The 23,401-nt window shown below is 66.1% G+C and carries 24 protein-coding genes; 19 read left to right on the top strand and 5 right to left on the bottom strand.

Going from position 1 to position 23,401, the window contains the following annotated elements:
• Positions 1–3 precede the first annotated feature (3 nt).
• Complete coding sequence (locus BM197_RS09380) at positions 4–606, top strand: histidine phosphatase family protein (protein ID WP_090710883.1); 603 nt, start codon at positions 4–6, stop codon at positions 604–606.
• Positions 607–636: 30 nt separating this feature from the next.
• On the opposite strand, the gene BM197_RS09375 is transcribed toward BM197_RS09380, so the two are convergent.
• Complete coding sequence (locus BM197_RS09375; RefSeq protein WP_090710882.1) at positions 637–1,095, bottom strand: GNAT family N-acetyltransferase; 459 nt, start codon at positions 1,093–1,095, stop codon at positions 637–639.
• A 58-nt stretch (positions 1,096–1,153) separates the two neighbouring features.
• Here BM197_RS09375 and dapB point away from each other — a divergent pair, with 58 nt between their 5' ends.
• Together dapB and BM197_RS09365 are read left to right on the top strand one after the other, a co-directional pair.
• A complete protein-coding gene (gene dapB / locus BM197_RS09370) occupies positions 1,154–1,894 on the top strand; it encodes a 4-hydroxy-tetrahydrodipicolinate reductase (RefSeq protein WP_090710878.1) in 741 nt (246 codons plus the stop codon).
• Positions 1,891–2,331 carry a tetratricopeptide repeat protein gene (locus BM197_RS09365; protein ID WP_090710876.1) on the top strand — a complete coding sequence of 147 codons (441 nt, stop codon included), beginning with the start codon at positions 1,891–1,893 and terminating at the stop codon, positions 2,329–2,331. The genes dapB and BM197_RS09365 overlap by 4 nt, the downstream gene beginning before the upstream one ends.
• 824 nt (positions 2,332–3,155) lie before the next feature.
• On the opposite strand, the gene BM197_RS09360 is transcribed toward BM197_RS09365, so the two are convergent.
• On the bottom strand, positions 3,156–4,049 hold the full coding sequence (locus tag BM197_RS09360; protein ID WP_090710875.1) for a TIGR01777 family oxidoreductase: 894 nt from the start codon (positions 4,047–4,049) through the stop codon (positions 3,156–3,158).
• A gap of 27 nt (positions 4,050–4,076) precedes the next feature.
• A complete protein-coding gene (locus BM197_RS09355) occupies positions 4,077–4,505 on the bottom strand; it encodes an OsmC family peroxiredoxin (RefSeq protein WP_090710873.1) in 429 nt (142 codons plus the stop codon).
• Positions 4,506–4,696: 191 nt separating this feature from the next.
• Here BM197_RS09355 and BM197_RS09350 point away from each other — a divergent pair, with 191 nt between their 5' ends.
• The 14 genes from BM197_RS09350 (at position 4,697) to dapF (ending at position 19,690) form a co-directional block, all read left to right on the top strand.
• Positions 4,697–5,503, top strand: coding sequence for a thymidylate synthase (locus BM197_RS09350; protein ID WP_090710872.1), 807 nt, complete (start codon positions 4,697–4,699; stop codon positions 5,501–5,503).
• Complete coding sequence (locus BM197_RS09345) at positions 5,500–6,015, top strand: dihydrofolate reductase (RefSeq protein WP_090710870.1); 516 nt, start codon at positions 5,500–5,502, stop codon at positions 6,013–6,015. The genes BM197_RS09350 and BM197_RS09345 overlap by 4 nt, the downstream gene beginning before the upstream one ends.
• Before the next feature lie 64 nt (positions 6,016–6,079).
• Positions 6,080–7,057, top strand: coding sequence for a 4-hydroxy-tetrahydrodipicolinate synthase (gene dapA / locus BM197_RS09340; protein ID WP_090710867.1), 978 nt, complete (start codon positions 6,080–6,082; stop codon positions 7,055–7,057).
• Between the two features lie 22 nt (positions 7,058–7,079).
• The gene (locus BM197_RS09335; RefSeq protein ID WP_090710865.1) at positions 7,080–8,756 is read left to right on the top strand and encodes a ribonuclease J; all 1,677 of its coding nucleotides are present in this window, start codon (positions 7,080–7,082) and stop codon (positions 8,754–8,756) included.
• Between the two features lie 156 nt (positions 8,757–8,912).
• Positions 8,913–11,768 carry an FtsK/SpoIIIE family DNA translocase gene (locus tag BM197_RS09330; RefSeq protein ID WP_090710862.1) on the top strand — a complete coding sequence of 952 codons (2,856 nt, stop codon included), beginning with the start codon at positions 8,913–8,915 and terminating at the stop codon, positions 11,766–11,768.
• Between the two features lie 3 nt (positions 11,769–11,771).
• Positions 11,772–12,359: a CDP-diacylglycerol--glycerol-3-phosphate 3-phosphatidyltransferase gene (pgsA, locus tag BM197_RS09325; protein ID WP_090710860.1), complete on the top strand. Its 588-nt coding sequence runs from the start codon at positions 11,772–11,774 to the stop codon at positions 12,357–12,359.
• 17 nt (positions 12,360–12,376) lie between these two features.
• Positions 12,377–12,877 (top strand): CinA family protein, encoded by a 501-nt coding sequence (locus BM197_RS09320; protein WP_245762475.1) that lies wholly within the window; start codon positions 12,377–12,379, stop codon positions 12,875–12,877.
• 180 nt (positions 12,878–13,057) lie between these two features.
• On the top strand, positions 13,058–13,366 hold the full coding sequence (locus BM197_RS09315; protein ID WP_090710857.1) for a helix-turn-helix domain-containing protein: 309 nt from the start codon (positions 13,058–13,060) through the stop codon (positions 13,364–13,366).
• Positions 13,367–13,448: 82 nt separating this feature from the next.
• Entirely contained in the window at positions 13,449–13,673 is a 225-nt protein-coding gene (locus tag BM197_RS09310; protein ID WP_090711189.1) for a DUF3046 domain-containing protein, read from the top strand.
• Positions 13,674–13,942: 269 nt separating this feature from the next.
• Positions 13,943–15,040 carry a recombinase RecA gene (gene recA, locus BM197_RS09305; RefSeq protein ID WP_090710855.1) on the top strand — a complete coding sequence of 366 codons (1,098 nt, stop codon included), beginning with the start codon at positions 13,943–13,945 and terminating at the stop codon, positions 15,038–15,040.
• 14 nt (positions 15,041–15,054) lie between these two features.
• Positions 15,055–15,702 (top strand): regulatory protein RecX, encoded by a 648-nt coding sequence (locus BM197_RS09300; RefSeq protein WP_090710853.1) that lies wholly within the window; start codon positions 15,055–15,057, stop codon positions 15,700–15,702.
• A 418-nt stretch (positions 15,703–16,120) separates the two neighbouring features.
• The gene (miaB, locus tag BM197_RS09295) at positions 16,121–17,719 is read left to right on the top strand and encodes a tRNA (N6-isopentenyl adenosine(37)-C2)-methylthiotransferase MiaB (RefSeq protein WP_090710851.1); all 1,599 of its coding nucleotides are present in this window, start codon (positions 16,121–16,123) and stop codon (positions 17,717–17,719) included.
• The gene (gene miaA / locus BM197_RS09290; RefSeq protein WP_090710849.1) at positions 17,716–18,645 is read left to right on the top strand and encodes a tRNA (adenosine(37)-N6)-dimethylallyltransferase MiaA; all 930 of its coding nucleotides are present in this window, start codon (positions 17,716–17,718) and stop codon (positions 18,643–18,645) included. Before miaB ends, miaA begins: the two co-directional genes overlap by 4 nt.
• 163 nt (positions 18,646–18,808) lie before the next feature.
• Complete coding sequence (gene dapF, locus BM197_RS09285; RefSeq protein ID WP_090710847.1) at positions 18,809–19,690, top strand: diaminopimelate epimerase; 882 nt, start codon at positions 18,809–18,811, stop codon at positions 19,688–19,690.
• Positions 19,691–19,692: 2 nt separating this feature from the next.
• Here the strand turns inward: dapF and BM197_RS09280 are convergent, their stop codons facing one another.
• Positions 19,693–20,304 (bottom strand): class I SAM-dependent methyltransferase, encoded by a 612-nt coding sequence (locus BM197_RS09280; RefSeq protein WP_090710845.1) that lies wholly within the window; start codon positions 20,302–20,304, stop codon positions 19,693–19,695.
• 41 nt (positions 20,305–20,345) lie between these two features.
• Here BM197_RS09280 and hflX point away from each other — a divergent pair, with 41 nt between their 5' ends.
• The gene (gene hflX / locus BM197_RS09275) at positions 20,346–21,881 is read left to right on the top strand and encodes a GTPase HflX (RefSeq protein ID WP_090710843.1); all 1,536 of its coding nucleotides are present in this window, start codon (positions 20,346–20,348) and stop codon (positions 21,879–21,881) included.
• A gap of 4 nt (positions 21,882–21,885) precedes the next feature.
• On the opposite strand, the gene lexA is transcribed toward hflX, so the two are convergent.
• Complete coding sequence (gene lexA / locus BM197_RS09270; protein WP_425435714.1) at positions 21,886–22,500, bottom strand: transcriptional repressor LexA; 615 nt, start codon at positions 22,498–22,500, stop codon at positions 21,886–21,888.
• 399 nt (positions 22,501–22,899) lie between these two features.
• On the opposite strand from lexA, the gene BM197_RS09265 reads away from it, so the two are divergent.
• Positions 22,900–23,355 carry a LysM peptidoglycan-binding domain-containing protein gene (locus BM197_RS09265; protein ID WP_245762474.1) on the top strand — a complete coding sequence of 152 codons (456 nt, stop codon included), beginning with the start codon at positions 22,900–22,902 and terminating at the stop codon, positions 23,353–23,355.
• Positions 23,356–23,401: the final 46 nt, after the last annotated feature.

Here is a 23,401-nt window from a genome sequence, read left to right as displayed (position 1 = left end):
CTCGTGTCTCAGTACATTTACCTCGTTCGCCACGGAGAACAGCAGGATGCCCAGCATGGGCTCGGCGACGGTCCTCTCTCAGCCAGGGGCAGGCGGCAGGCACACCTGCTCGCCGAACGCATCGGCGGCCTGCCGCTCACCGCGGCACACCATTCCCCATTGCAGCGGGCGTCCGAGACAGCAGGCATCGTCGGCGAGCGGATGCCGGCGATCGTCTCCGAGCCGTCGGCGCTCTTGATGGACTGCGTCCCGACGGGGCGGATGTCCCAGATGCCCTCCGCGTACCTGCCGTTCTTCGGGTCGGTGACCGAGGCGGAGATCGAGGCGGGAACCGCACAGATGGCGGATGCCGTCTCCGAGTTTCTCGCACCGCGCAAGGGTGACCGGCACGATCTGCTGATCACCCACAACGTCGTCATCGCCTGGTTCATCCGCGAGGTGCTCGGTGCGCCCGAGTGGCGTTGGATGACCCTCGACCAGGCACATTGCGGGCTCAGCGTGATCCAGCGGAAGCCCGGCCGGCCGTGGACGCTCCTCACCCACAACGACCTTGCGCACCTCCCGATGGAGCTTCGAACCGGGTTACCTGACGTGCCGCTGGTCTGAGCCGGACGGCATCCGTTCGCTCCCGCACGTTCAGAGGGTGAGGGACTTGCGGTACCAGTTGGTGGCGTTGGGGTTGTCGTTGTACGGCTCGACGCTCTCGTAGCCCGTCGACTGGTAGAGCCCGCCGGCAGCGGTGAGCGTCGCGTTGGTGTCGAGCACGACCTCAGTGGCCCCGAATTCGGCCGCGCGACGCTCCAGCTCGGCGAGAAGCTGCTTTCCCCAGCCCTTGCCGCGCGTTTCGGGGCGGAGGAACAGGTGCTTGACCTCGTACCGGGTCGGCGCAAGCCGGCGGACGCCGCCGCAGCCGACGGCGCGATCGCCGTCGTGGACGACGACGAAGACCCCCGCCGGTGGTTCGAACTGCTCGGGCGCGGGGAAGGTGACGGAGTAGGTTCCGCCGATAAAGGTCAGCTCTCTGCTGTGGAAATACTCCGCCAGCAGGTCGTGGGCTGTGGCGTCTGTGACAGGTGTAGGTGTGAAGTCGGGCACCCGATCAGCTTAAACCGGCGCCGGCGGGTGCATCGGCAACGGCCTGTAGATTGGGAGCATGGTTACGAGCGTGGCAGTGGTGGGTGCGAACGGCACGATGGGGCGATTGTTCACGCGGCTCATCGAAGAGACGCCGGGGTTCGACGTGTCGGCCCGGCTTGGCTCGTCGAGTTCCCTCGATGAGATGAACGGCGCCGACATCGTCGTCGACGTCACAGCGCCCGCCGTCTCACCGAAGGTCGTCGAGCACGCTCTCCGCTCGGGCGCTAATGTCCTCGTCGGCACCTCCGGCTGGTCGCGGGACCGGGTCGCCACGTTGCGCAGCCAGCTCGCAGACGCCGACAACGGCGTCGTGATCATCCCCAACTTCTCGCTCGGGTCTGTGCTCGGCACCACCCTCGCGACGATCGCCGGCCGGTTCTTCGACTCGATCGAGATCGTTGAGGCGCATCGGGCTGCGAAGATCGACTCGCCGAGCGGAACCGCTGTGCGAACGGCTGAGCTGATCGGTGAGGCACGGGTAGGGCTCGGGCCCGTTGAGGCGCCGTACACCGACCAGCGTGCGCGCGGACAGCAGGTGTCGAGCATCCCGATCCACAGCCTGCGGCTCGCCGGGGTTGTCGCCCGCCAGGAAGTGACGTTCGGTGGCACGGGGGAGACCCTGTCGATTACCCACAACACCATCGACTCGAGTTCGTACGAGCAGGGGATCCTTCTCGCGCTCGAGGCGACGCGAACCGCGACGGGCCTCACGGTCGGGCTCGAGAATCTCATGGATCTGGGGCTCTCCCGCGCATGACCACACGCATCGGTGTGGTTGTGATGGCTGCGCTCCTCGTTCTGTACCTTGTGCTCGTCGGGGATCGTGCGATCAAGTTCCTTGCCACCGGTGAGCCGATTGCCATTGCGATCGGGGTCGCCCTCCTGGTTCTTCCGATCATCGGGGCGTGGGCCCTTCTTCGGGAGCTTTTGTTCGGGGTGCGGGCGGAACGTCTTGGACGTATCCTCGAGGCAGAAGACGCCCTCCCCGCCGACGAGTTGCCGGTGCGCCCGAGCGGTCGCCCGGAGAGGGATGCTGTCGACGCGATCTTCCCCGAGTACCGCGCGGCCGTCGAGGCCGCGCCGGAGGATTGGCGCGCCTGGTACCGCCTCGGGCTGGCCTATGACGGCGCTGGCGACCGTCGGCGGGCGCGGCACGCCATCCGTGAGGCGATTCGGTTTAGCGCCCGCTCCTGACGCGCTGCGTTGATTGGGCCCAAAGGGTCATTCCCGAAATCCATTGGTCCCAAAGGGTCGTCCATCGCGGCCTGGACCGCCCTATGGGCCCGGCCGAGCCATCCGCGTCCAGTCCCCTCAACGCCCTTTGCGGTGAGTCGATTGGGCCCAAAGAGTCATTCACGTGATCGATTGGTCCCAAAGGGTCGTCCATCGCGAACTGGACAGCCCTTTGGGCCCAATCGAGCCCCATGCTCGTCGAGCCGCCCGAGGGGAGTCGATTGGGCCCGAAGGGTCATTCGCGTGATTGATTGGTCCCAAGGGGTCGTCCATCGCGAACTGGGCCGCCCTTTGGGCCCAATCGAGCCCCATGCTCGTCGAGCCGCCACGAGGGGAGTCGATTGGGCCCGAAGGGTCATTCACGTGATTGATTGGTCCCAAGGGGTCGTCCATCGCAAACGGGACCTCCCTTTGAGCCCAAGCGAATCCTGCGGCGGTCGAGTCGCACGAGGTGTCGTTGCGGTCGTCGGGTTGCCGCCCTGTGTTGCTCGCGGCCGTGCCGAATCACCCGATGTGGTGAGCGATTGGGCCCAAAGGGTCATTCGCCCTGTTCGATTGGTCCCTAAGGGTCGTCTATCGCGGGCTGGACCTCCCTTTGAGCCCGGTCGAGCCCTGCCGCGGTCGAGTCGCCACGAGGCGAGTCGATTGGGCCCTAAGGGTCATTCGCCTGATCGACCGGTCCCAAAGGGTCGTCCATCGCGGCCTGGACCGCCCTTTGGGCCCGATCGAAACCTTGGAGTCGATCGAGGTGCAAAACGTGAGCTACCCGAACGCTCGGAGCGCCCTCAGCGCCCCCGCCTCAGCGCCGCATTCACGGCCCGCTCGACGGTGGTGTGCTCGAACACGTACCCGTCGTCGAGAAGCCGCTTCGGCTGCGGATGCTGGTCGACCAGTAACAGGTCACGCGCAGCATCACCGAGCACCGCCTTCAGAGCAAAGCTCGGAACTGGCACGAAGAACGGGCGTTTCATCCGCGCGGCGAGGTGACGCATGAGGTCGTTAGCGCTCGCCGCGGTCGGTCCGGTGACGTTCACCGGGCCGGAGAGGGTGCCGTCGAGGATGTGCAGGAGCGCTCCCACCTCGTCGGCGAGGCTCACCCAGGGCCAGAGCTGGTGTCCGCCGGCGAGCGGCCCGGCCACACCGGCTCTCGTGATCAGCAGCAGCGGCTTCAGCACGCCGTCCGTCGCCACCACGATGCCGCTCCGGGCGATCGCCACCCGGGTGACGGATGCCGCGCGCAGTGCCGTTCGCTCCCACTCGGGGGTCACATCGCTGAGGAAACCCGTACCCCGTGGGCTCTCCTCGGTGAGGACCTCCCCGGGGCGGGACCCGTAGTAGCCGGCAGCCGACGCGCTGAGAAACACCTCGGGTGCCTCCCGCGCGGCCAGGATAGCCGTCACAAGAGTGCTCGTCGCGTCGATGCGTGAGGAGAGGATCTCCCGCTTGTACCGCGGCGTCCACGGCAACCGTCCGATGGATGCTCCCGACAGGTTCACGACGGCGGATGCGCCGTCGAGAACACCGGCATCCAGCCGCCGCGACGCGGGATGCCACAGCACCTCACCTGGGCCGGGCTCCCGGCGCACGAGGCGAACGACCTCATCACCCCGGGCCCGCAGCGCGTCAGCAAGGGCGGTTCCGATGAGGCCGGACGCACCGGCGAGAACGACACGTTTCACGGCATCCGCTCCAGCGCCGCTATCGGCTTAGGCCAGGCTCGCCTCGATCGTGATCGCGGTGCCCGCGAGCGCTTGCGAAACGGGGCACGTCGCCTTCGCTTCGTTCGCGATGCGTTCGAAGTCCTCTTCGCTGATGCCGGGGACGCTTGCGCTGACGAGCAGGTGGCTGCCGGTGATGCCCGTACCGGGCTGGAAGGTGACGGCCGCGGTCGTCTGGATGCTCTCCGGCGGGGTGCCCGCCTGGGTCAGCATGTTCGAGAACTGCATGCTGAAGCAGGCGGCATGCGCCGCCCCGAGCAGCTCCTCGGGGGTGGTGACGGTGTCTGAACCCTCAGCGCGGGCCGTCCAGTTCACCGGAAGGTTCGTCGCCGCCTTCGACGAGTCGAGCGAGACGGTGCCCGAGCCCTCGAAAAGCGTTCCATTCCACACGGTCGTTGCTTCGCTGGTTGCAGTCATGGCATCCTCCAGGAGATCGGGGCGGCAGTGTCGCCGCTGCCCCGAGCCTAACCAAAAGGCCCAACGGGGTCACCAGCTTGCGGCGTATCCCCAGCCCGTGCCAGAGCGCGAACGGATGCCACGGCGTCCACCCGCGAAACACGGCACAGCTCGTGCTTCCGCCGCGGCCAGGGGTCGGTACCCTTGGAGTCATGGCTGCGATCCCCACCCCGTACGAGGACCTTCTCCGCGACACGCTCGAGAACGGCACACGCAAGACCGACCGAACGGGGACCGGCACCACGAGCGTGTTCGGCCGGCAGCTCCGGTTCGACCTCTCCGAGGGATTCCCGCTCATCACCACCAAGCGCGTCCACTTCAAGTCCATCGCCTATGAACTGCTGTGGTTCCTCCGCGGTGAGAGCAACGTCGGCTGGCTGCGCGAGAACGGCGTCACCATCTGGGACGAATGGGCGGATGCCGACGGCGAGCTCGGCCCTGTCTACGGCGTTCAGTGGCGCTCATGGCCGACGCCAGGGGGCGACACCATCGACCAGATCTCCGAGGTGATCGACGCCATCAAGGAGACCCCGGACTCCCGCCGGCTGATCGTGTCCGCCTGGAACCCCGCCGACATCCCCGACATGGCGCTCGCGCCCTGCCACGCCCTGTTCCAGTTCTACGTCGCAGACGGCAAACTGTCGTGCCAGCTGTACCAGCGCAGCGCCGACCTGTTCCTCGGCGTCCCCTTCAACATCGCCAGCTACGCGCTGCTCACCCACCTCGTCGCCGAGCAGGCCGGGCTCGAGGTCGGCGACTTCGTCTGGACCGGCGGCGACTGCCACATCTACGACAACCACATCGAGCAGGTCACCGAGCAGTTGACCCGTGAGCCGTTCCCGGCGCCGAAGCTGCGGATCACGACCCAGCCGGTGAGCATCTTCGACTATGCGTTCGAGGACCTCGTCGTCGAAGGCTACGAGCACCACCCGGCGATCAAAGCACCGGTGGCAGTATGACGCTTCCGCGCGTCGGTCTGGTCTGGGCTGAGGCTGCCAACGGAACCATCGGCAAGGACGGCGTCCTGCCGTGGCACCTCCCGGAAGACCTGGCGCACTTCAAGGCCGTCACGCTCGGCAGTGCTGTTGTGATGGGACGCAAGACCTGGCTGTCGCTGCCTGAACGCTTCCGCCCATTGCCCGGCCGCCGCAACATCGTCATCACCCGCCAGCCAGACTGGAAGGCGCCAGGCGCCGAAGTCTCGAACTCCCTGGCATCCGCCCTCCAGCTCGCCGCTGAGGGCACGGGAGAAGACGACTTCGTCTGGGTGATCGGGGGAGCGGAGGTGTTCTCCGCCGTCATCGACATCGCCCACCGGCTCGAGGTCACCTCTCTCCGTGTGCGGATCGAGGGGGATGCCGTCGCCCCCGCCATCACGGAACGCTGGCGACTCGTCGCCTCAGACCCCGAAGAAGGCTGGCATACGTCAGCGACCGGGATCGAGTACCGCTTCCAGCGCTACGAATCGTAACTGAGCGCGTCCGACCTCCGCCTGGTGGGTCGGGACGGGCCCCGCAACCGGTAACCTGATACCTGTGTCTAACGTCGCAAATCCTTTCGGTCAGGTCCTCGTAGCTCTCGTCACCCCTTTCACCTCGGATGGTGAAGTCGACTGGCCCGGCGTCGAGAAGCACATCGACGACGTCATCAACGCGGGCGCTGACGGCATCGTCGTCACCGGCACGACGGGGGAGACGTCGACCCTCACCGACCCGGAGAAGCTCCGGCTTGTCGAGATCGGCAAGTCGGTATCTGCCGGCCGGGCGAAGATCATCACCGGCGGCGGATCCAACGAGACGGCCCACGCCATCGATCTGTACCGCCAGAGCGAGAAGGCCGGCGCCGACGGCGTCATGATCGTCACGCCGTATTACAACAAGCCGACGCAGGCAGGCATCCTCACGCACTTCCGGATGATTGCGGATGCCACGGACCTTCCGGTCATCCTCTACGACATCCCCGGCCGCACCGGTGTCGAGATCAAGTACGAGACCATCCTGCGCGCCGCCAAGCACCCGAACATCCTCGCTGTGAAAGACGCCAAGGGTGACTTCTCAGAGGTCAGCCGTGTCCTCAACCAGACGGACCTCCTCTACTTCTCCGGCGACGACGCGAACGCTCTGCCGCACCTGTCGATCGGCGCTGCGGGCCTCATCGGCGTCACCGCGAACATCGCGGCGACCCCGTACCGCCAGATCGTCGATGCTGTGAACGCAGGCGACCTCACCGCAGCGACCGCCGCGCACAAGCAACTCGAACCACTCGTCCGCGCCGTGATGACGCACGTGCCGGGCACCGTGGCCGCGAAATACATCCTGCACGGGCTCGGCCGCATCGGCAGCCCTCGCGTCCGCCTCCCCCTCGTCGGACCCGAGGAATGGGAAGCAGCACAGATTGAAGACGAGATCGACCTCGTTAGGAACATCCCGGGAGTGGACTTCTCCAACTTCCGTCCAGACCGCAACGCGGCAGCCGGCGGTGCACTGCCCAAGGTGCACGGCACCACTCGCTGACGCACACATCCAAGGAGGGCATATGCCCACATCCGTTTACAGTCCGCCTGCCCTGAAGAAGGGAACGCTCCGCGTCATCCCGATCGGTGGTCTCGGCGAAGTCGGCCGGAACATGACAAGTTTCGAGATCGACGGCAAGATTCTCATCGTCGACTGCGGCGTTCTGTTCCCCGAAGAGCACCAGCCAGGCGTCGACCTGATCCTGCCTGACTTCACCCCGATCAAGGACCGCCTCGACGACGTCGTTGGTGTCGTCCTCACCCACGGTCACGAAGACCACATCGGTGCGGTCCCGTACCTGCTTCGCCTGCGCAAGGACATCCCGCTGATCGGCTCAGGCCTGACCCTCGCGCTCGTCGAGGCGAAGCTCAAGGAGCACCGCATCCAGCCGTACAGCCTGACGGTGAAAGAGGGCCAGAAGGAGCAGCTCGGCCCGTTCGATCTCGAGTTCGTCGCCGTGAACCACTCGATTCCGGATGCCCTCGCCGTCGCGATCAAGACGTCGGCGGGCACCGTGCTCGCCACGGGTGACTTCAAGATGGACCAGCTCCCGCTCGACGGCCGGCTCACCGACCTTCGCGAGTTCGCCCGGCTCGGCCAGGAGGGCGTCGACCTGTTCCTCGTCGACTCCACCAACGCCGACGTGCCCGGTTTCACACCGCTCGAGCGGTCCATCGGACCCGTCCTCGACCAGGTGATCGCCCGTGCCCCCCGCCGGGTCATCGTCGCCAGCTTCTCGAGCCACGTCCACCGCGTCCAACAGGTGCTCGACGCTGCCCACTCCAACGGCAGGCGGGTCGCCCTCCTCGGCCGCTCGATGGTTCGGAACATGACCATCGCGGCGGACCTCGGCTACCTCAAAGTCCCCGAGAACGTTCTCATCGACTACAAGAAGGCGAAGGACGTTCCTGACGACAAGATCGTCTACATGTCGACCGGCTCCCAGGGCGAGCCGATGGCCGTGCTGAGCCGCATGGCGAACATGGACCACGCCATCGAGGTCGGCGACGGCGACACCGTCATCCTCGCGTCCAGCCAGATCCCCGGCAACGAGAACGCGATCTACCGCGTCATCGACGGACTCACCAAGCTCGGCGCCAACGTCGTGCACAAGGGGAACGCCAAGGTCCACGTCTCCGGGCACGCGGCTGCCGGCGAGCTGCTCTACTGCTACAACATCATCAAGCCGAAGAACGTCCTGCCTGTGCACGGTGAATACCGGCACCTGGTCGCCAACGCGAAGCTCGCCATCGACACCGGTGTTCCAGAGGAGAACACCATCCTCGCGGAGGACGGCACCGTCATCGACCTGCGCGACGGAGTGGCCGAAGTCGTCGGCCAGCTGGACCTCGGCTTCGTCTACGTCGACGGCTCCAGCGTCGGCGAGATCACCGACGCCGACCTCAAGGACCGCCGCATCCTCGGCGAAGAGGGCTTCATCTCGATCATCGTCGTCGTCGACGTGCAGACCGGCAAGGTCATCGTCGGCCCTGAAATTCACGCGAGGGGCTTCGCCGAGGACGACCGTGTGTTCGACGGCGTCAAGCCGAAGATCGAACAGGCGCTTGCTGAGGCAGCACGCAACGGCGTTCGCGACCCGCACGCGCTCTCGCAGATCGTCCGTCGTACCGTCGGCCGCTGGGTGAACACGTCGTACCGCCGCCGTCCGATGATCGTGCCTCTCGTCATCGAGGCGTAACCACGTTCGAGTTGCCCGGTCTGCCCGGTCCTGGTTCGCCAGGACCCGGCAGACCGGGCACTTCGGCGATATGGGGCGCTAAGACTCGCCGTTGCAGCGGGGGACAGGCCCACGTCAATGCGGGGCAAAGCGCCGCCTCGGAAGTACCGTTGAACCATGGCCACGACCAGCAAAACGTCCGGCCGCGGTCGGAGCACGCCGGCGCGCGGAGGAACATCGAGCGCCCCCGAAGCGCGAGCGAAAGCAGCACCGGCGAAAAACACGACGGCGAAAACCACCAAGCTTCCGACGGCGAAGACGGTGGCGTACCCCGCCGAATCGACCGAGAACGTGTTCGTCAGGATGTGGATGGGGCTCGCCCACCTCGCCGGCGGCACCGCCCGCGCGTTCGGTCCTGAACGGTTCGCCAAGGAAGATCGCCGCGACGGCATCCCGTTCCTGATCGTCCTGCTCGCCATCGTCGGCATGGTCATCCAGTGGTTCGGCGTCAACAACGACCTGGCCCAGAACCTCAACGCATTCACCTTCGGCGGTATTTTCGGGCGTCTCGCATTCGCGCTTCCCGTCATCATGCTGCTGTTGGCCATCTGGCTGTTCCGGCACCCGAATTCCGTCAACGACAACGACAATGGCCGGATCGGCATCGGCCTCATCCTCGCGCTCGTGGCAGTGGCGGGTCTGTGCCACGCATTCGGCGGCCAGCCGAGCCCGAGCGAGGGGATGCCCGCCCTCGCGGTGGCCGGCGGACTTATCGGCTGGATCGTCGGAGCACCCCTCGTCGCACTGACGACCCAGGTCGGCGCCGCCATCATCCTGTCGCTTCTCCTCCTGCTCAGCCTCTTCATCATCACCAAGACACCGCCGAACAAAATCGGTAACCGCCTCCGCGAGCTGTACGCGTGGACCTTCGGCACCGAACTTCCGTCCGAAGAAGAACGCCAGGCGGCGAAGCTCGAGAAGACGAAGCAGGTCGAGCTCTCCGGGCTCGACGGGGACGACGACGAGGCCGACGATTCACTGCCCTGGTGGCGACGCAACAAGAGCCAACGCGAGATCGATCCCGCGTTCGATTCGGCGCTCGAGACCGACGACGTCACCGAGCTGCTCGGCGGCCCCAGCCGCGGCAACGGGGAGTTCGATTCGGCGCTCGAAGGCCAGGACCTCGACATGTTCGGCAACCCGATCGACGACGACGAGGGCATGACCGAGATCATCGGTGATCTCTCCGCCGCTGAAGCCGCGCTCGGCACGTTCGACAGTTCGGGGGAGTCCACCTCAGGCCTGCACGACGACGGCCCGGACGGACAGACCGAAGCGCTCCCCGGGATGGAGGGGCTCGGGCTGATGGAGAACTCCAGCCCGCAGCGGATGACCCGGCCGGTGGCTCCTGCCGCTCCGTACCGGCTCCCCTCCGCCTCGACGCTCGGCGCGGGCGACCCTGCGAAGACCCGCTCGGCAGCGAACGACGTCGTCGTCGCCGCCGTGACGAGTGTCCTCGAGCAGTTCAAGGTCGACGCGAAGGTCACCGGGTTCTCTCGCGGGCCGACGGTCACGCAGTACGAGATCGAGGTCGGCCCGGGCGTCAAGGTCGAGCGGATCACGGCGCTCACCAACAACATCGCCTACGCCGTCGCGTCGAACGAGGTCCGAATCCTCGCGCCCATCCCTGGCAAGAGCGCCATCGGCGTCGAGATCCCGAACACCGACCGCGAAATCGTGACCCTCGGCGACGTGCTCCGGTCAGCGAACGCCACGAAGAGCGTGCACCCGATGACCATCGGTGTCGGAAAAGATGTAGGCGGCGGGTTCGTCGTCGCCAACCTCGCGAAGATGCCCCACCTCCTCGTCGCCGGCTCCACCGGGTCCGGAAAGTCGAGCTTCATCAACTCGATGATCACGAGCCTTCTCATGCGGGCCAAGCCCAGCGACGTGCGCATGGTGCTGATCGACCCGAAGCGGGTTGAGTTGACCTCGTACGCCGGGGTCCCGCACCTCATCACTCCCATCATCACCAACCCGAAGAAGGCGGCCGAAGCGCTGCAGTGGGTGGTGAAGGAGATGGACATGCGGTACGACGACCTCGCCAGCTTCGGCTTCCGCCACATCGACGACTTCAACAAGGCCGTCGTCAACGACGAGATCGTCCTACCCGCCGGCAGTGAGCGCGTGCTCAAGCCGTACCCGTACCTCCTCGTCGTGGTCGACGAGCTCGCCGACCTGATGATGGTCGCCCCGCGCGACGTCGAGGACTCGATCGTCCGCATCACGCAGCTCGCGCGAGCATCCGGCATCCACCTCATCCTCGCCACCCAGCGGCCATCGGTCGACGTCGTGACCGGACTGATCAAAGCGAACGTGCCATCGAGGCTTGCCTTCGCCGTGACGAGCGTCACCGACTCCCGCGTCATCCTCGACCAGCCGGGCGCCGACAAACTCATCGGGCAGGGCGATGGGCTCTTCCTGCCGATGGGGACCAACAAGGCAATCCGGGTGCAGGGCGCGTGGGTGTCCGAAGCGGAGATCGAAAAGGTCGTCAAGCACGTCACCCAGCAGGCGCGGCCCGAATACCGCAAGGATGTCGCGGCGATCACCGAGAAGAAGGAGGTCGACGCTGACATCGGAGACGACCTCGAGCTGCTCCTCGCCGCGACCGAACTCGTCGTCGGCACGCAGTTCGGGTCGACGTCGATGCTGCAGCGCAAGCTCCGGGTCGGCTTCGCGAAAGCCGGCCGTCTGATGGACCTCATGGAGTCCCGCGAGATCGTCGGACCATCTGAGGGCTCGAAAGCGCGCGACGTGCTCGTAACGGCCGAGCAATTGCCAGGACTTCTCGCGAAGCTCAAGGGAGAAGACGGCCCAGCGTTCGACTCTCAGCCCGAGCCTGCATCCGGATCCGGACCGGAATCGGACGATCGTTACGACGGAGACAAGGTCGAGGACCAGTTCGCCGGTTACGATGAGGTTGAAGGCGAATCCGACGAGGACGCCTGGCAACTCACCGGCAAGGACTAGATCATGGCTCTTCCCAGCGCCGCTTCCCCCCGTTCTGCCAACCTGAACCTGCCGAACGCGATCACCGTCGTCCGCATCCTTCTCGCCCCGGTGTTCATGTGGATGCTCCTGGCCGATGACGGAGCAGACGGTGCTCTCCGCTGGGCGGCGGCCGCGCTCTTTGTCGTCGCCATCGCCACAGACGGGATCGACGGTGCGATCGCCCGAAAGCAGGGCCTCGTCACCGAACTGGGCAAGCTGCTCGATCCGATCGCCGACAAGGTCCTGACCGGCGGCGCCCTTGTCGCCCTGTCGATCCTGGGCGAACTGCCCTGGTGGGTGACCATCATCGTGCTGGTCCGTGAGATCGGGATCACGGTGCACAGGATGATCGTGGCCACCGACCATGTCGTCGCCGCCGCGTGGATGGGCAAGCTCAAGACGCTCGCGCAGGCGGTCGCCATCTCGATCGCGCTCGCCCCGCTTTACCTCCTGCTCGGCGACTGGATCTTCTGGGTCAACGGGGCTCTCATGACCATCGCTGTACTTCTCACCATCGCAAGCGGTCTCGACTACGTCCTGACAGCACTGAAAGCATCCCGACGGCCATGACCGGCACAGGGGGGCACGTGGCGGATCGCACAGCCGCGTTGATCCGCCACCTGACCACGCGCGGACTCACCGTCGCCGTGGCTGAGTCGCTCACCGGGGGACTGCTCGCAGCCGAACTGATCCGGCCCGCTGGGGCCTCCGCTGTCGTCGTCGGCGGAGTCGTCGCCTACGCAACCGCTGCGAAGGAGTCCGTGCTCGGAGTCGAATCGGCGCTCCTCGCTCAGAACGGCGCCGTTCATCCCCGGGTCGCGGAGCAGATGGCGGCCGGTGCGCGTCGTGTCCTCAGCGTCGGCGGCCGCGAAGCCGATATCGGAATCTCGACGACCGGGGTCGCCGGTCCAGACCCGCAGGATGGCCGGGAACCCGGCACGGTCTTTCTCGGACTGTCGATGGGAAACGGCTCCCGCTCGATCGGGCTCAGTTTGGCTGGCGACAGGGACACAATCCGGCGCGACACCGTCACCGCCGCCATCGACTACCTCATCGCCATCACCGGCGCGGAAATGGGGGAATCCTGAAGGATTTCAACCCGTTCGGTGACCACGGAATACCAGCAAACATCCCGTCGTTGCATCGAACAGACTCACAAGAAAAGATCCAGTCAGCAACACTAGGGTTCGTGCGTGGATGGGTGTAGTAAAGTAGCCATTCACAGACTTACCGGTGGTGAGGCTGACCGGCAGAGAAGGAGGGGTCAAATGATACTTGTTCGTCAAGAAATCGGCGACGTGCTTCGTGACTTCCGGCTGCAAAAAGGGCGGACTCTTCGCCAGGTTGCAAGCAAAGCGAGTGTAGCCCTCGGCTACCTCAGCGAAGTCGAACGCGGGCAGAAAGAGGCATCGAGCGAAATTCTCGCCTCGGTTGCCGACGCGCTGGAGACGCCGATCTCCGTGATCATGCGCGAAGTCGGAGACCGCCTCGCTGTTCTCGAAGGCATCGAGCCGATTCCAGACACCGTCCCAGACGAATTCGTCGCAGAATTGGATGCCAACCTCGTCAGTCACTGACACGGTTGAATCCTCGAAAAACCCCGGAGTGCGTTGCGCTCCGGGGTTTTTCGCCGTCTGCGCGAACGTTACGCTTGAGTCCGTGAAGCTCAGCGAGTTCAGGACGGCCATGACGACCGAGTTCGGTGGCGCCTACAGCCGTGTGCTCGCGAACGATCTTGTTCTTCGCGAACTCGGCGGCCGGACGGCCAACGACGCGCTGGCAGCAGGGGAGTCGCCTCGCGCCGTGTGGCTGGCCATCTGCCGCGAAACCGATGTCCCTGAGGAGCGCCGCCACGGCGCCGGGGTTCCGCCGCCCCGCAAGTAGCCACTGCACTTCGCCGCCGTGCACCGAAATTGACTTCGACACGCCGACGCGTTCCTCTCGAACATCTGTTCGGTTTGGGTTAGGCTCCTTCACAAGAGCTATTCGGCTTCGTTCTGCCCACTGATTTCCTCCCCCAGACATTAATGTCAGGGGTGCACAATACAGTCGACAGCGTTCCTGAACATCGCTTCCAGCCTTGTCACAGCGCCGGATTTCCCGGGGCGCGACAGCCTACAGGCGCACCGATATCGACAGAGAAAGAGGCAGACATGCCATCACCAGCAGACCGCGAGAAGTCCCTCGAGACCGCTCTCGCCCAGATCGACCGCCAGTTCGGCAAAGGGTCAGTCATGCGCCTCGGCAGCGATGAGCGTGCCCCTGTCGCTGTCATCCCGACCGGTTCGATCGCGCTCGACGTCGCGCTCGGTGTCGGAGGGCTCCCACGCGGCCGGATCGTAGAGATCTACGGTCCTGAGTCGTCCGGTAAGACCACTCTCACTCTCCACGCCATCGCCAACGCGCAGAAGGCCGGCGGTATCGCTGCGTTCATCGACGCGGAACACGCCCTTGACCCCGAATACGCGAAGAAGCTCGGTGTCGACATCGACGCCCTGCTGGTCTCCCAGCCCGACACCGGTGAGCAGGCCCTCGAGATCGCCGACATGCTCGTCCGTTCCGGTTCCATCGACCTCATCGTGATCGACTCGGTGGCCGCACTCGTTCCCCGGGCCGAGATTGAAGGCGAGATGGGTGACTCCCACGTCGGACTCCAGGCGCGGCTCATGTCGCAGGCTCTCCGCAAGCTCACCGGTGGACTCAGCCAGACCAACACCACCATGATCTTCATCAACCAGCTGCGCGAGAAGATCGGCGTGTTCTTCGGTAGCCCCGAGACCACGGCCGGCGGAAAGGCGCTCAAGTTCTATGCGTCGGTCCGACTCGACATCCGCCGGATCGAGACGTTGAAAGACGGCACGGATGCTGTCGGAAACCGCACACGCGTCAAGGTCGTCAAGAACAAGATGGCACCGCCGTTCAAGCAGGCTGAATTCGACATCCTCTACGGCACGGGAATCTCCCGTGAAGGCAGCCTCATCGACTTCGGTGTCGAGCACCTCATCGTGAAGAAGTCCGGCTCCTGGTACACCTACGACGGTGAGCAGCTCGGCCAGGGCAAGGAGAACTCCCGGAACTTCCTGCTCACCAACCCCGATGTCGCCAACGAGATCGAGGGCAAGATCAAGGCGAAGCTCGGCATCGGTGGGGCCGTCGCGGCCGAGAATGCCGTCGAAGCGCCCGCAGCCGGCAAGACGACCGCTGCAGCCAAATCGGCCGCAGACCAGCTCGCCGCCCGGCGCGGCGCCTAGGGCTGGTCCCGAGTATGGTCCGGTTCATCGATCCAGACGAGAACGACTCGCCCGCGGGCGAGGCCGCCAAGCTTGCGACGGTGACCTACCTTCCCGGAGCGACGCCGAAGCGGGACTTTCCCGCTTCGAGTGTGGCCCAGGAGGTGGCTCAGGAGGTTGCTCTGGAGGCCGACCCTGAGGCGGTCGAGGCTGCGCTCGTGAAGAAGCTCGCCCGGCGGGCCCTGAGTGAGGCCGAAGTCCTGTCGTACGGCATGGACGAAGGCCTGACCGCTCACCAGGCGAACTCGGTGCTCGACCGTTTGCGCGACCTGGGCTACGTCGATGACCGGGTCCTCGCCGAGCAGCTGAAGCACGCGCTGTATGAGCGCAAGGGGCAGAGCAAGTCCGTGGTCACCCGGGCGATGTCCGGCCGATCGATCGACCGCGAGATCATCGATGAGGTCCTCGATGACATCGACTCGGGCGACGAGCTCAGTGCGGCTACCGAGCTCGCCGCGAAGCGCGCGTCACAGCTCACCGGGCTCGACAAGCAAACACTCGAGCGCCGGCTGGTCGGGTTCCTCGCCCGCCGGGGCTATCCGGGCAACATCGTCCGCGAGGCGATCGCACCTCTCCTCGCGGGCCGTTCGAGCTCGGCGTCGTCCACGGTGCGGTTCCGCTGAGCCGACGCTGCCCGAGGACACCCGACCCGGCTTGTGCCTACCGCTGAGCGGCGGGCACAAGCCGGTGCATCCGCTCGCTGGGCCGTGGAGGCGGCGCGCGGCGCGAATTCACTCGTTGCGAATTCACTCGTTGCGGCCGCAAACACCCGGTGGGCCGCGTGAGCTCGTCCGTACCGGGTGAACTCGTGCGACGAAGCCGCCGGTGCCGCCGGTGCGCCGGTGCCGCCGGGCCGCTGCTGCGCATGGCGGGCGGGCGGCGTCCGCGAGCCGGGCTTTGCTCCTGCGGCGAATTCACTCGTTGCGGCCGCAAACACCCGGTGGGCCGCGTGAGCCCGTCCGTACCGGGTGAACTCGTGCGACGAAGCCGCCGGTGCATCCGTCGCCCAGTTCGAGCGGGCGAACGTAGACTGGGACGATTATGAGCACGCTGCAGGAAACGCCCACCGTCATCACGCCGTCAGCCGCGGCACTCGACGGGTCAGGGCGCGCACGAACCTACGAAGTCCGCACCTACGGCTGCCAGATGAACGTGCACGACTCGGAGCGCCTCGGCGGTTCGCTTGACGCCGCCGGTTACGTCAAGGCCGTCGGAGTCGAACCGGATGTCGTCGTCATCAACACGTGTGCCGTCCGTGAGAACGCGGACAACAAACTGTACGGAAACCTCGGCTACCTGGCATCCGTGAAGAAGCGTCACAAGGGCATGCAAATCGCCGTTGGCGGATGCCTCGCCCAGAAAGACAAGAACGTCATCCTCGAGAAGGCGCCCTGGGTCGACGTCGTGTTCGGCACGCACAACATGGGGTCGCTTCCGAGGCTGCTCGAACGGGCCCGCCACAACGATGAGGCGCAGATCGAGATCCTCGACGCCCTCGAAACGTTCCCGTCGACGCTGCCCACCAAACGGGAATCCACCTACAGCGGCTGGGTGTCGATCTCGGTCGGCTGCAACAACACCTGCACGTTCTGCATCGTCCCAGCGCTCCGCGGCAAAGAGAAAGACCGCCGACCCGGCGAGATCCTCGCCGAGATCCAGGCGCTTGTCGACGACGGTGCGATCGAGGTCACCCTTCTCGGCCAGAACGTGAACTCCTACGGCGTCGAATTCGGCGACCGGCAGGCCTTCAGCAAACTCCTCCGTGCCGCAGGCGAGATCCGGGGACTCGAACGCATCCGCTTCACCAGCCCTCACCCCGCCGCGTTCACCGACGACGTGATCGACGCCATGGCCGAAACGCCCAACGTCATGCCCCAGCTGCATATGCCGCTGCAGTCCGGCTCGGACCGGATCCTCAAAGCCATGCGCCGGTCCTACCGCAGCGCGAAATTTCTCGGCATCCTCGACCGGGTCCGGGCGCAGATGCCGCACGCGGCCATCTCGACCGACATCATCGTCGGTTTCCCCGGTGAGACCGAAGAAGACTTCCAGGAGACGCTCCGCGTGGTCGAAGCCGCCCGCTTCGCCACAGCGTTCACGTTCCAGTATTCGGTTCGTCCGGGCACACCCGCCGCGACCATGCCCGACCAGGTGCCCAAGGCGGTCGTCCAGGAGCGCTACGAGCGGCTCACCGCCCTGCAGGACCGGATCAGCCTCGAAGAGAACCGGGCCGTCGTCGGCCGTGAGGTGCAGCTGGTCGTCGCCGTCGGCGAAGGCAAAAAGGATGCCGCCACCCACCGGATGTCTGGCCGCGCGGAGGACTCCCGGCTCGTGCACTTCGACGTTCCCGAGGGCTCCGAGATCCCTCGCCCCGGCGATGTGGTCACCGTGCGCATCAGCCAGGCGGCTCCGTTCTATCTCATCGCCGACACGGCAGACGGACAGCCGCTCCGGGTGCGCCGCACCTCGGCGGGGGATGCCTGGGACCGGGCAGAGGCGGAGTCCTGCGGCGTGCCGTCCCCCGCGTCTGCGACTCCCGGCCGGGTGTCGCTGGGGCTGCCGTCGCTGCGCGTCGGCCCGCAGGCATCCCTCGCGGGTGCCACGACACCGATCTACGACCAGTTGGACGGTCAGCGCTGAACCCGTCACCGGCCGACCTGATCGCGGTCGTCGGCCCGACGGGCACCGGTAAGTCAGAACTCTCGCTCAACCTCGCCGAGCGACTCGCCGCTCTGGGCCGGCCTGCCGAGATCATCAACGCCGACGCCATGCAGCTCTACCGCGGCATGGACATCGGCACCGCCAAGCTTGGTTTGCCAGAGCGCCGCGGTATCCCGCACCACCTCCTTGACGTCCTCGACGTCACCACGGAATCCACCGTCGCCCGTTACCAGGCGGATGCCCGCGCCACGATCGAGGACATCCTCGAACGCGGCGCAACGCCGATCCTGGTCGGCGGGTCGGGCCTGTATGTCGCAAGCGTTCTCTACGACTTCCAGTTCCCGGCATCCGACAAGGCTGTCCGTGCGCGGCTCGAAGCCGAGCTCGAAACGGACGGCGCGGGCGCGCTCTACCGCCGCCTCGTCGCGATGGACCCTGCCGTTGCGGCACGGATCGGTTCGCAGAACACGCGCCGTCTCGTCCGGGCGCTCGAGGTCGCCGAGCTGACCGGGTCGCCGGTGGCCGGGATGCTTCCTGAAGCGCCGGTTTACTGGAAGCCGACCCGCATTGTCGGCCTCCGAGCGCCGCGGGACGAACTGGTCGCCCGGCTGGACGAACGAGTCCTCGGGATGTGGCGGGGCGGCCTTGTCGACGAGGTCCGTGAACTGGTGCCGCTCGGGCTTGAGCATGGTGTCACCGCATCCCGGGCGATCGGCTACGCCCAGGCGCTGCAGCAACTCGCAGGCACGGCCACCGAGGCCGAGGCGATCGACCAGACACAACAGCTGACCAGGAGGTACGCCCGCAGGCAGGTGAGCTGGTTCCGTCGCTACGCCGACATTGTCTGGCTGTACTACGACGACCCCGAACTCGTCCCGACCGCGCTGGCATCCGTCGCAGGCTGACGATCGATCGGTCCCAAAGGGTCGCACACGGGATCGATCGGTCCGCAAGGGTCGCCGGAATTCCGGTGAGTGACCCTTAGGGCCCGATCGATGTGCATCCGAGCGCCAACGCCTTCGAGCCGCGGCGCCCTTGGCCCGCTGGCACGAACCGTAGACTTGGGCCATGGCATTCACTCTCCAGTTCACCAAAGGTCACGGCACAGGCAACGATTTCGTCCTCTATGCTGACCCGGACGGAACCATGCCACTCACCGCCGAACAGATCACCGCGATCTGCGACCGGCATTTCGGCGTCGGCGCAGACGGCGTCATCCGCGCCGTGCGGTCGGCGAACCTCGACGCAGGGGCTGCGGCCCTGGCGGAAGATGAGAACGCCGAATGGTTCATGGATTACCACAACGCAGACGGATCGATCGCAGAGATGTGCGGCAACGGCATCCGCGTTTTCGTCCGTTACCTGCTCGACCAGGGCCTCGCGACCCTGGAGTCCGGCGACACGCTGCCGATCGGGACGCGCGCTGGCGTGCGCGACGTTCAGAAGTCGACGAACGGCTTCCAGGTCGACCTCGGCCGGTGGAAACTCGACGGCGGAGAACCTCTCGTCCGGGCCAAGGAACTCAAAGTGGCTCGGCCGGGCCTCGGCATCAACGTGGGCAATCCCCACGTGGTCCTCGCCCTCGCGGATGAGACGGAGCTGGCGTCAGCGGACCTCAGCTACGTGCCGCGGATCGAACCGGAGCCGATCGACGGCGCCAACGTCGAGTTCGTCGTGCCGCACGACCCGCTGGTCACCGATGGCGTCGGCCGCATCACCATGAGGGTCCACGAGCGGGGGAGCGGCGAAACGCTTTCCTGTGGCACCGGCGTCGCCGCGGCAGCGCTGGCGACACGTCATTGGGCGGGAGCGGCCGCCCCGAACCAGTGGCGGGTGGACGTGCCTGGTGGAACACTCGGTGTGCGGATGTTCGCCACCCAGGACGGTGAGCACGTCGGGCTGAGCGGCCCCGCCGAACTGGTTTACGTTGGAACGCTCGAACTGGGCTGAGTTCAGCTGTCGTGCCGGCCGGCGCGCAACACGCGATAGCCCTTGCTGATCGCCTCCCGGGTCACATCGAAGTCGGGGAGATGCTCCTGCAGCCAGCGGTGCAGGCTGTCAGCGCCGAGATTCTTCTGCACGACGAGCCAGGCGTCCGAGCCTGGGGCGAGCCGCGGCAGCCAGTACTCGAGCATCTCGTGCAGCGCCTGCTTGCCGATCCGGATCGGCGGGTTCGACCAGATCGAGTCGAAGACGAGATCGGCGGGCACCTGGTCGGGGAGCACTGCGCGCACATTGTCGAGGCCGAGCTTCTCGGCGTTCATCCGGACCAGTTCGAGGGAACGTTCGTTGACGTCGACGGCCCACACCGTGGCATCCGGTGACGCAAAAGCGATAGTGAACGCGATCGGTCCCCAACCGCAGCCGAGGTCGAGGATATTGCCGGTCGCCGGCGGGCGGGGTGTCTCGCTCAGGAGGACCTGGGTTCCCTGGTCGACACGGCTGGGGCTGAAGATGCCGTTGGCCGTGGTCAGCTCGCGTTCGGCGCCCGCGAGGTGCACCGTGACGGTCCGCAGCTTGAGTTCGGTGCCAGGCACCCCGGTGAAATAGTGATCGCTGGCCATACCCGAACGTTACTCGACCATTCGGGTTAGGGTTAACTCTGATGACTCAACCTAGCGATACTCCAGACACACCCGTCGACGACGACGCCGTCGCCCGCGTCCTGAAGAACGCCGAGACCCGCGCGTCCGGGTACTCGCTTTTCGGCACGGGCAAGGCCACAGCGCTCGACGCTGAAACCGGCTTCGAGACGACAGACGCAGGCCGCGACGGCGAGCAGTTCGACCGCGAAGACCGTCAGGCGCTGCGCCGGGTGTCCGGGCTGTCGACCGAGCTCGAAGACGTCACCGAGGTCGAATACCGGCAGTTGCGCATCGAGAACGTCGTGCTCATCGGGATCTACTCGCAGGGATCGCTGCAGGATGCCGAGAACTCCATCCGGGAACTCGCCGCGCTGGCCGAGACAGCCGGCGCCGTTGTGCTCGACGGCATGCTCCAGCGCCGACCGCACCCGGACCCCAGCACCTACCTCGGCAAGGGCAAAGCTGAGGAACTCCGCGGCATCGTCGCGGCCCTTGGCGCCGACACCGTCATCGCCGACACCGAACTGGCGCCCAGCCAGCGCCGTGCCCTCGAGGACGTGGTGAAGGTGAAAGTCATCGACCGCACCGCCGTCATCCTCGACATCTTCAGCCAGCACGCGAAGAGCCGCGAGGGTAAGGCGCAGGTCGAACTGGCGCAGCTCGAATACCTCCTGCCGCGACTTCGAGGCTGGGGTGAATCGATGTCCCGCCAGGCCGGTGGCCAGGTCGGTGGGGCCGGCGCGGGAATGGGTTCGCGCGGACCAGGTGAGACGAAGATCGAACTCGACCGCCGCCGCATTCACACCCGGATGGCCAGGCTCCGCAAGCAGATCAAAGGTTTCGGCCCGGCACGAGAGGCGAAACGCGCCAACCGGCACCGCTTCGAAGTGCCGTCCGTCGCGATCGCCGGATACACAAACGCGGGCAAGTCGAGCCTTCTCAACCGCATCACGAAGGCGGGCGTTCTCGTCGAGAACTCCCTGTTCGCTACCCTGGACGCCACTGTCCGGCGCACCCAGACTGAAGACGGCAGGCTCTACACGATCTCGGACACCGTCGGCTTCGTCCGGAACCTGCCGCACCAGCTTGTCGAAGCATTCCGGTCGACGCTCGAAGAAGTCGGTGAAGCGGACGTCATCGTGCACGTCGTCGACGGATCCCACCCGGATCCCGCGGCTCAGCTGACGACCGTTCGCGACGTCATCGGAGACGTCGGCGCGAGGGACATCCCCGAACTTGTCGTCTTCAACAAGAGCGACCTCGTCGACGAAGATGACCGGCTGCTGCTGCGCGGCCTCGAGCCGAATGCCATTTTCGCGTCAGCGCGAACGGGCGAAGGCATTGACGAGATCCTTGCCGCCCTGGGCCGGCTCCTGCCGAGCCCATCGGTCGCACTCGACCTTCTCGTGCCGTACGACCGAGGCGATGTCATTTCGATGCTGCACCGGCGCGGACGGGTCGATCATCTCGACTACCTCGAGGAGGGCACCCACGTTCGCGCGATGGCATCCGAAGAACTCGCCGCGCAGGTCGCGGAGTTCGCCCGGCCGGCCTGACCCGTCAGACCGCTCGGAGCACAGCCACGATCTTGCCGAGCACGTCGGCTTCGTCACCGAGGATCGGTTCGAAGCTCGAGTTGCGGGGGAGCAGCCAGGTGTGACCGTCGCGCTGGCGGAAGACCTTGACGGTCGCTTCGCCGTCGAGCATCGCCGCGACGATGTCACCGTTCTCGGCTGTTTGCTGCTGCCGGACGACCACCCAGTCACCATCGCAGATCGCCGCGTCGATCATCGACTCGCCTGACACCTTCAACATGAAGAGCTCGCCCTTGCCGACGAGCTGCCGGGGAAGCGGGAAGACCTCTTCGACCTGCTGGTCTGCGGTGATCGGCACGCCGGCGGCGATCCGCCCTACGAGGGGGACCATGGCGGCGTCGCCGACCGGAGTCGTGTTCTCGAAGTCCACTTCGGATGACGGCGACGGCAGATCGATGAGGATCTCGAGCGCGCGGGGACGGTTCGGGTCGCGGCGGAGGTAGCCGCTGAGCTCGAGCTGGTTCAGCTGGTGGGTAACGCTCGACAGGGAGGCGAGGCCGACCGCATCGCCGATTTCGCGCATGCTCGGCGGATACCCACGAGAACTCACCGAGCGCTGGATCACGTCGAGAATCGCCATCTGCTTCTCGCTGAGGCTCTTACGTCGCCGGGTTGTCGGCTTCTCGGCGAGCACCCGCTTGGGTTTCGCGGCAGCGGCGGCAGCCCCAGCCGTTCCGGCGGCATTCCTCTTGTCGAGCGTCATGTCACTCCCGTCCGGCGGGCGTCGCCGGCCAATGTCAGTGGTCGCTGATTGGGTATCAACCAGTAGCAGAACTCTAGTCTCGGCACCGGTGGGCGGCAAACATTCGTTCGAGTGTGTCGGGAAAGAATTCCGCAAAAGTACGAACACCTACTTGAATGTTCGAACAATCGAATATATATTCGGAACACAGCTTCGTATCCGGCTCCCCCCGCCGGGGGTCGGATACGAACACTCCGAAGCACCGCACCGCACAGTCAGCCACGCAGGAGACACATCATGAGCACAGCAGTCATCACCCCGATCCGCCCGGCACTCTCATCCCGCCAGGCAGCGATGCGACCGTCGCCCGTTGTAGCCCCGCACCCGGTCGCCTCTATGACGCAGCCAACCGGGACGCAGCCAACCGGGACACAGCCCACCGGCCGTATCCGACTGACCCGCCGCGGCCGCGTCGTCTTCACCTCGCTTGCTGCCGCTCCACTGGTCGCCGTCGCCGCATGGCTCGGCGTCAACGCGCTTCCCGCCGTCGCGACATCGAGCTCGAGTTCCGTCGTATTCGAATACGCGACCATCGAGTCCGGTCAATCGCTCTGGCAGCTCGCGTCGAGCATCGCCCCCGAGGCAGACCCGCGCGATGTGATCGCAGACATCATGCGGCTCAACCAGCTCGACAGTTCGACCGTCTCGCCCGGGCAGCGCATCGCCGTCCCCGAGCAGTACGCAGGCAACTGAACCAGGCTGTCCGCGGCTTCGCGCGGGCGAACCGAGGCGGTGGCCG

It is taken from the genome of Mycetocola miduiensis, from assembly GCF_900115155.1.
Lineage (GTDB): Bacteria > Actinomycetota > Actinomycetes > Actinomycetales > Microbacteriaceae > Mycetocola_A > Mycetocola_A miduiensis.
The sequence above is the reverse complement of the archived record's forward strand: the minus strand, read 5'-3'. Positions and strand labels throughout refer to the sequence as shown.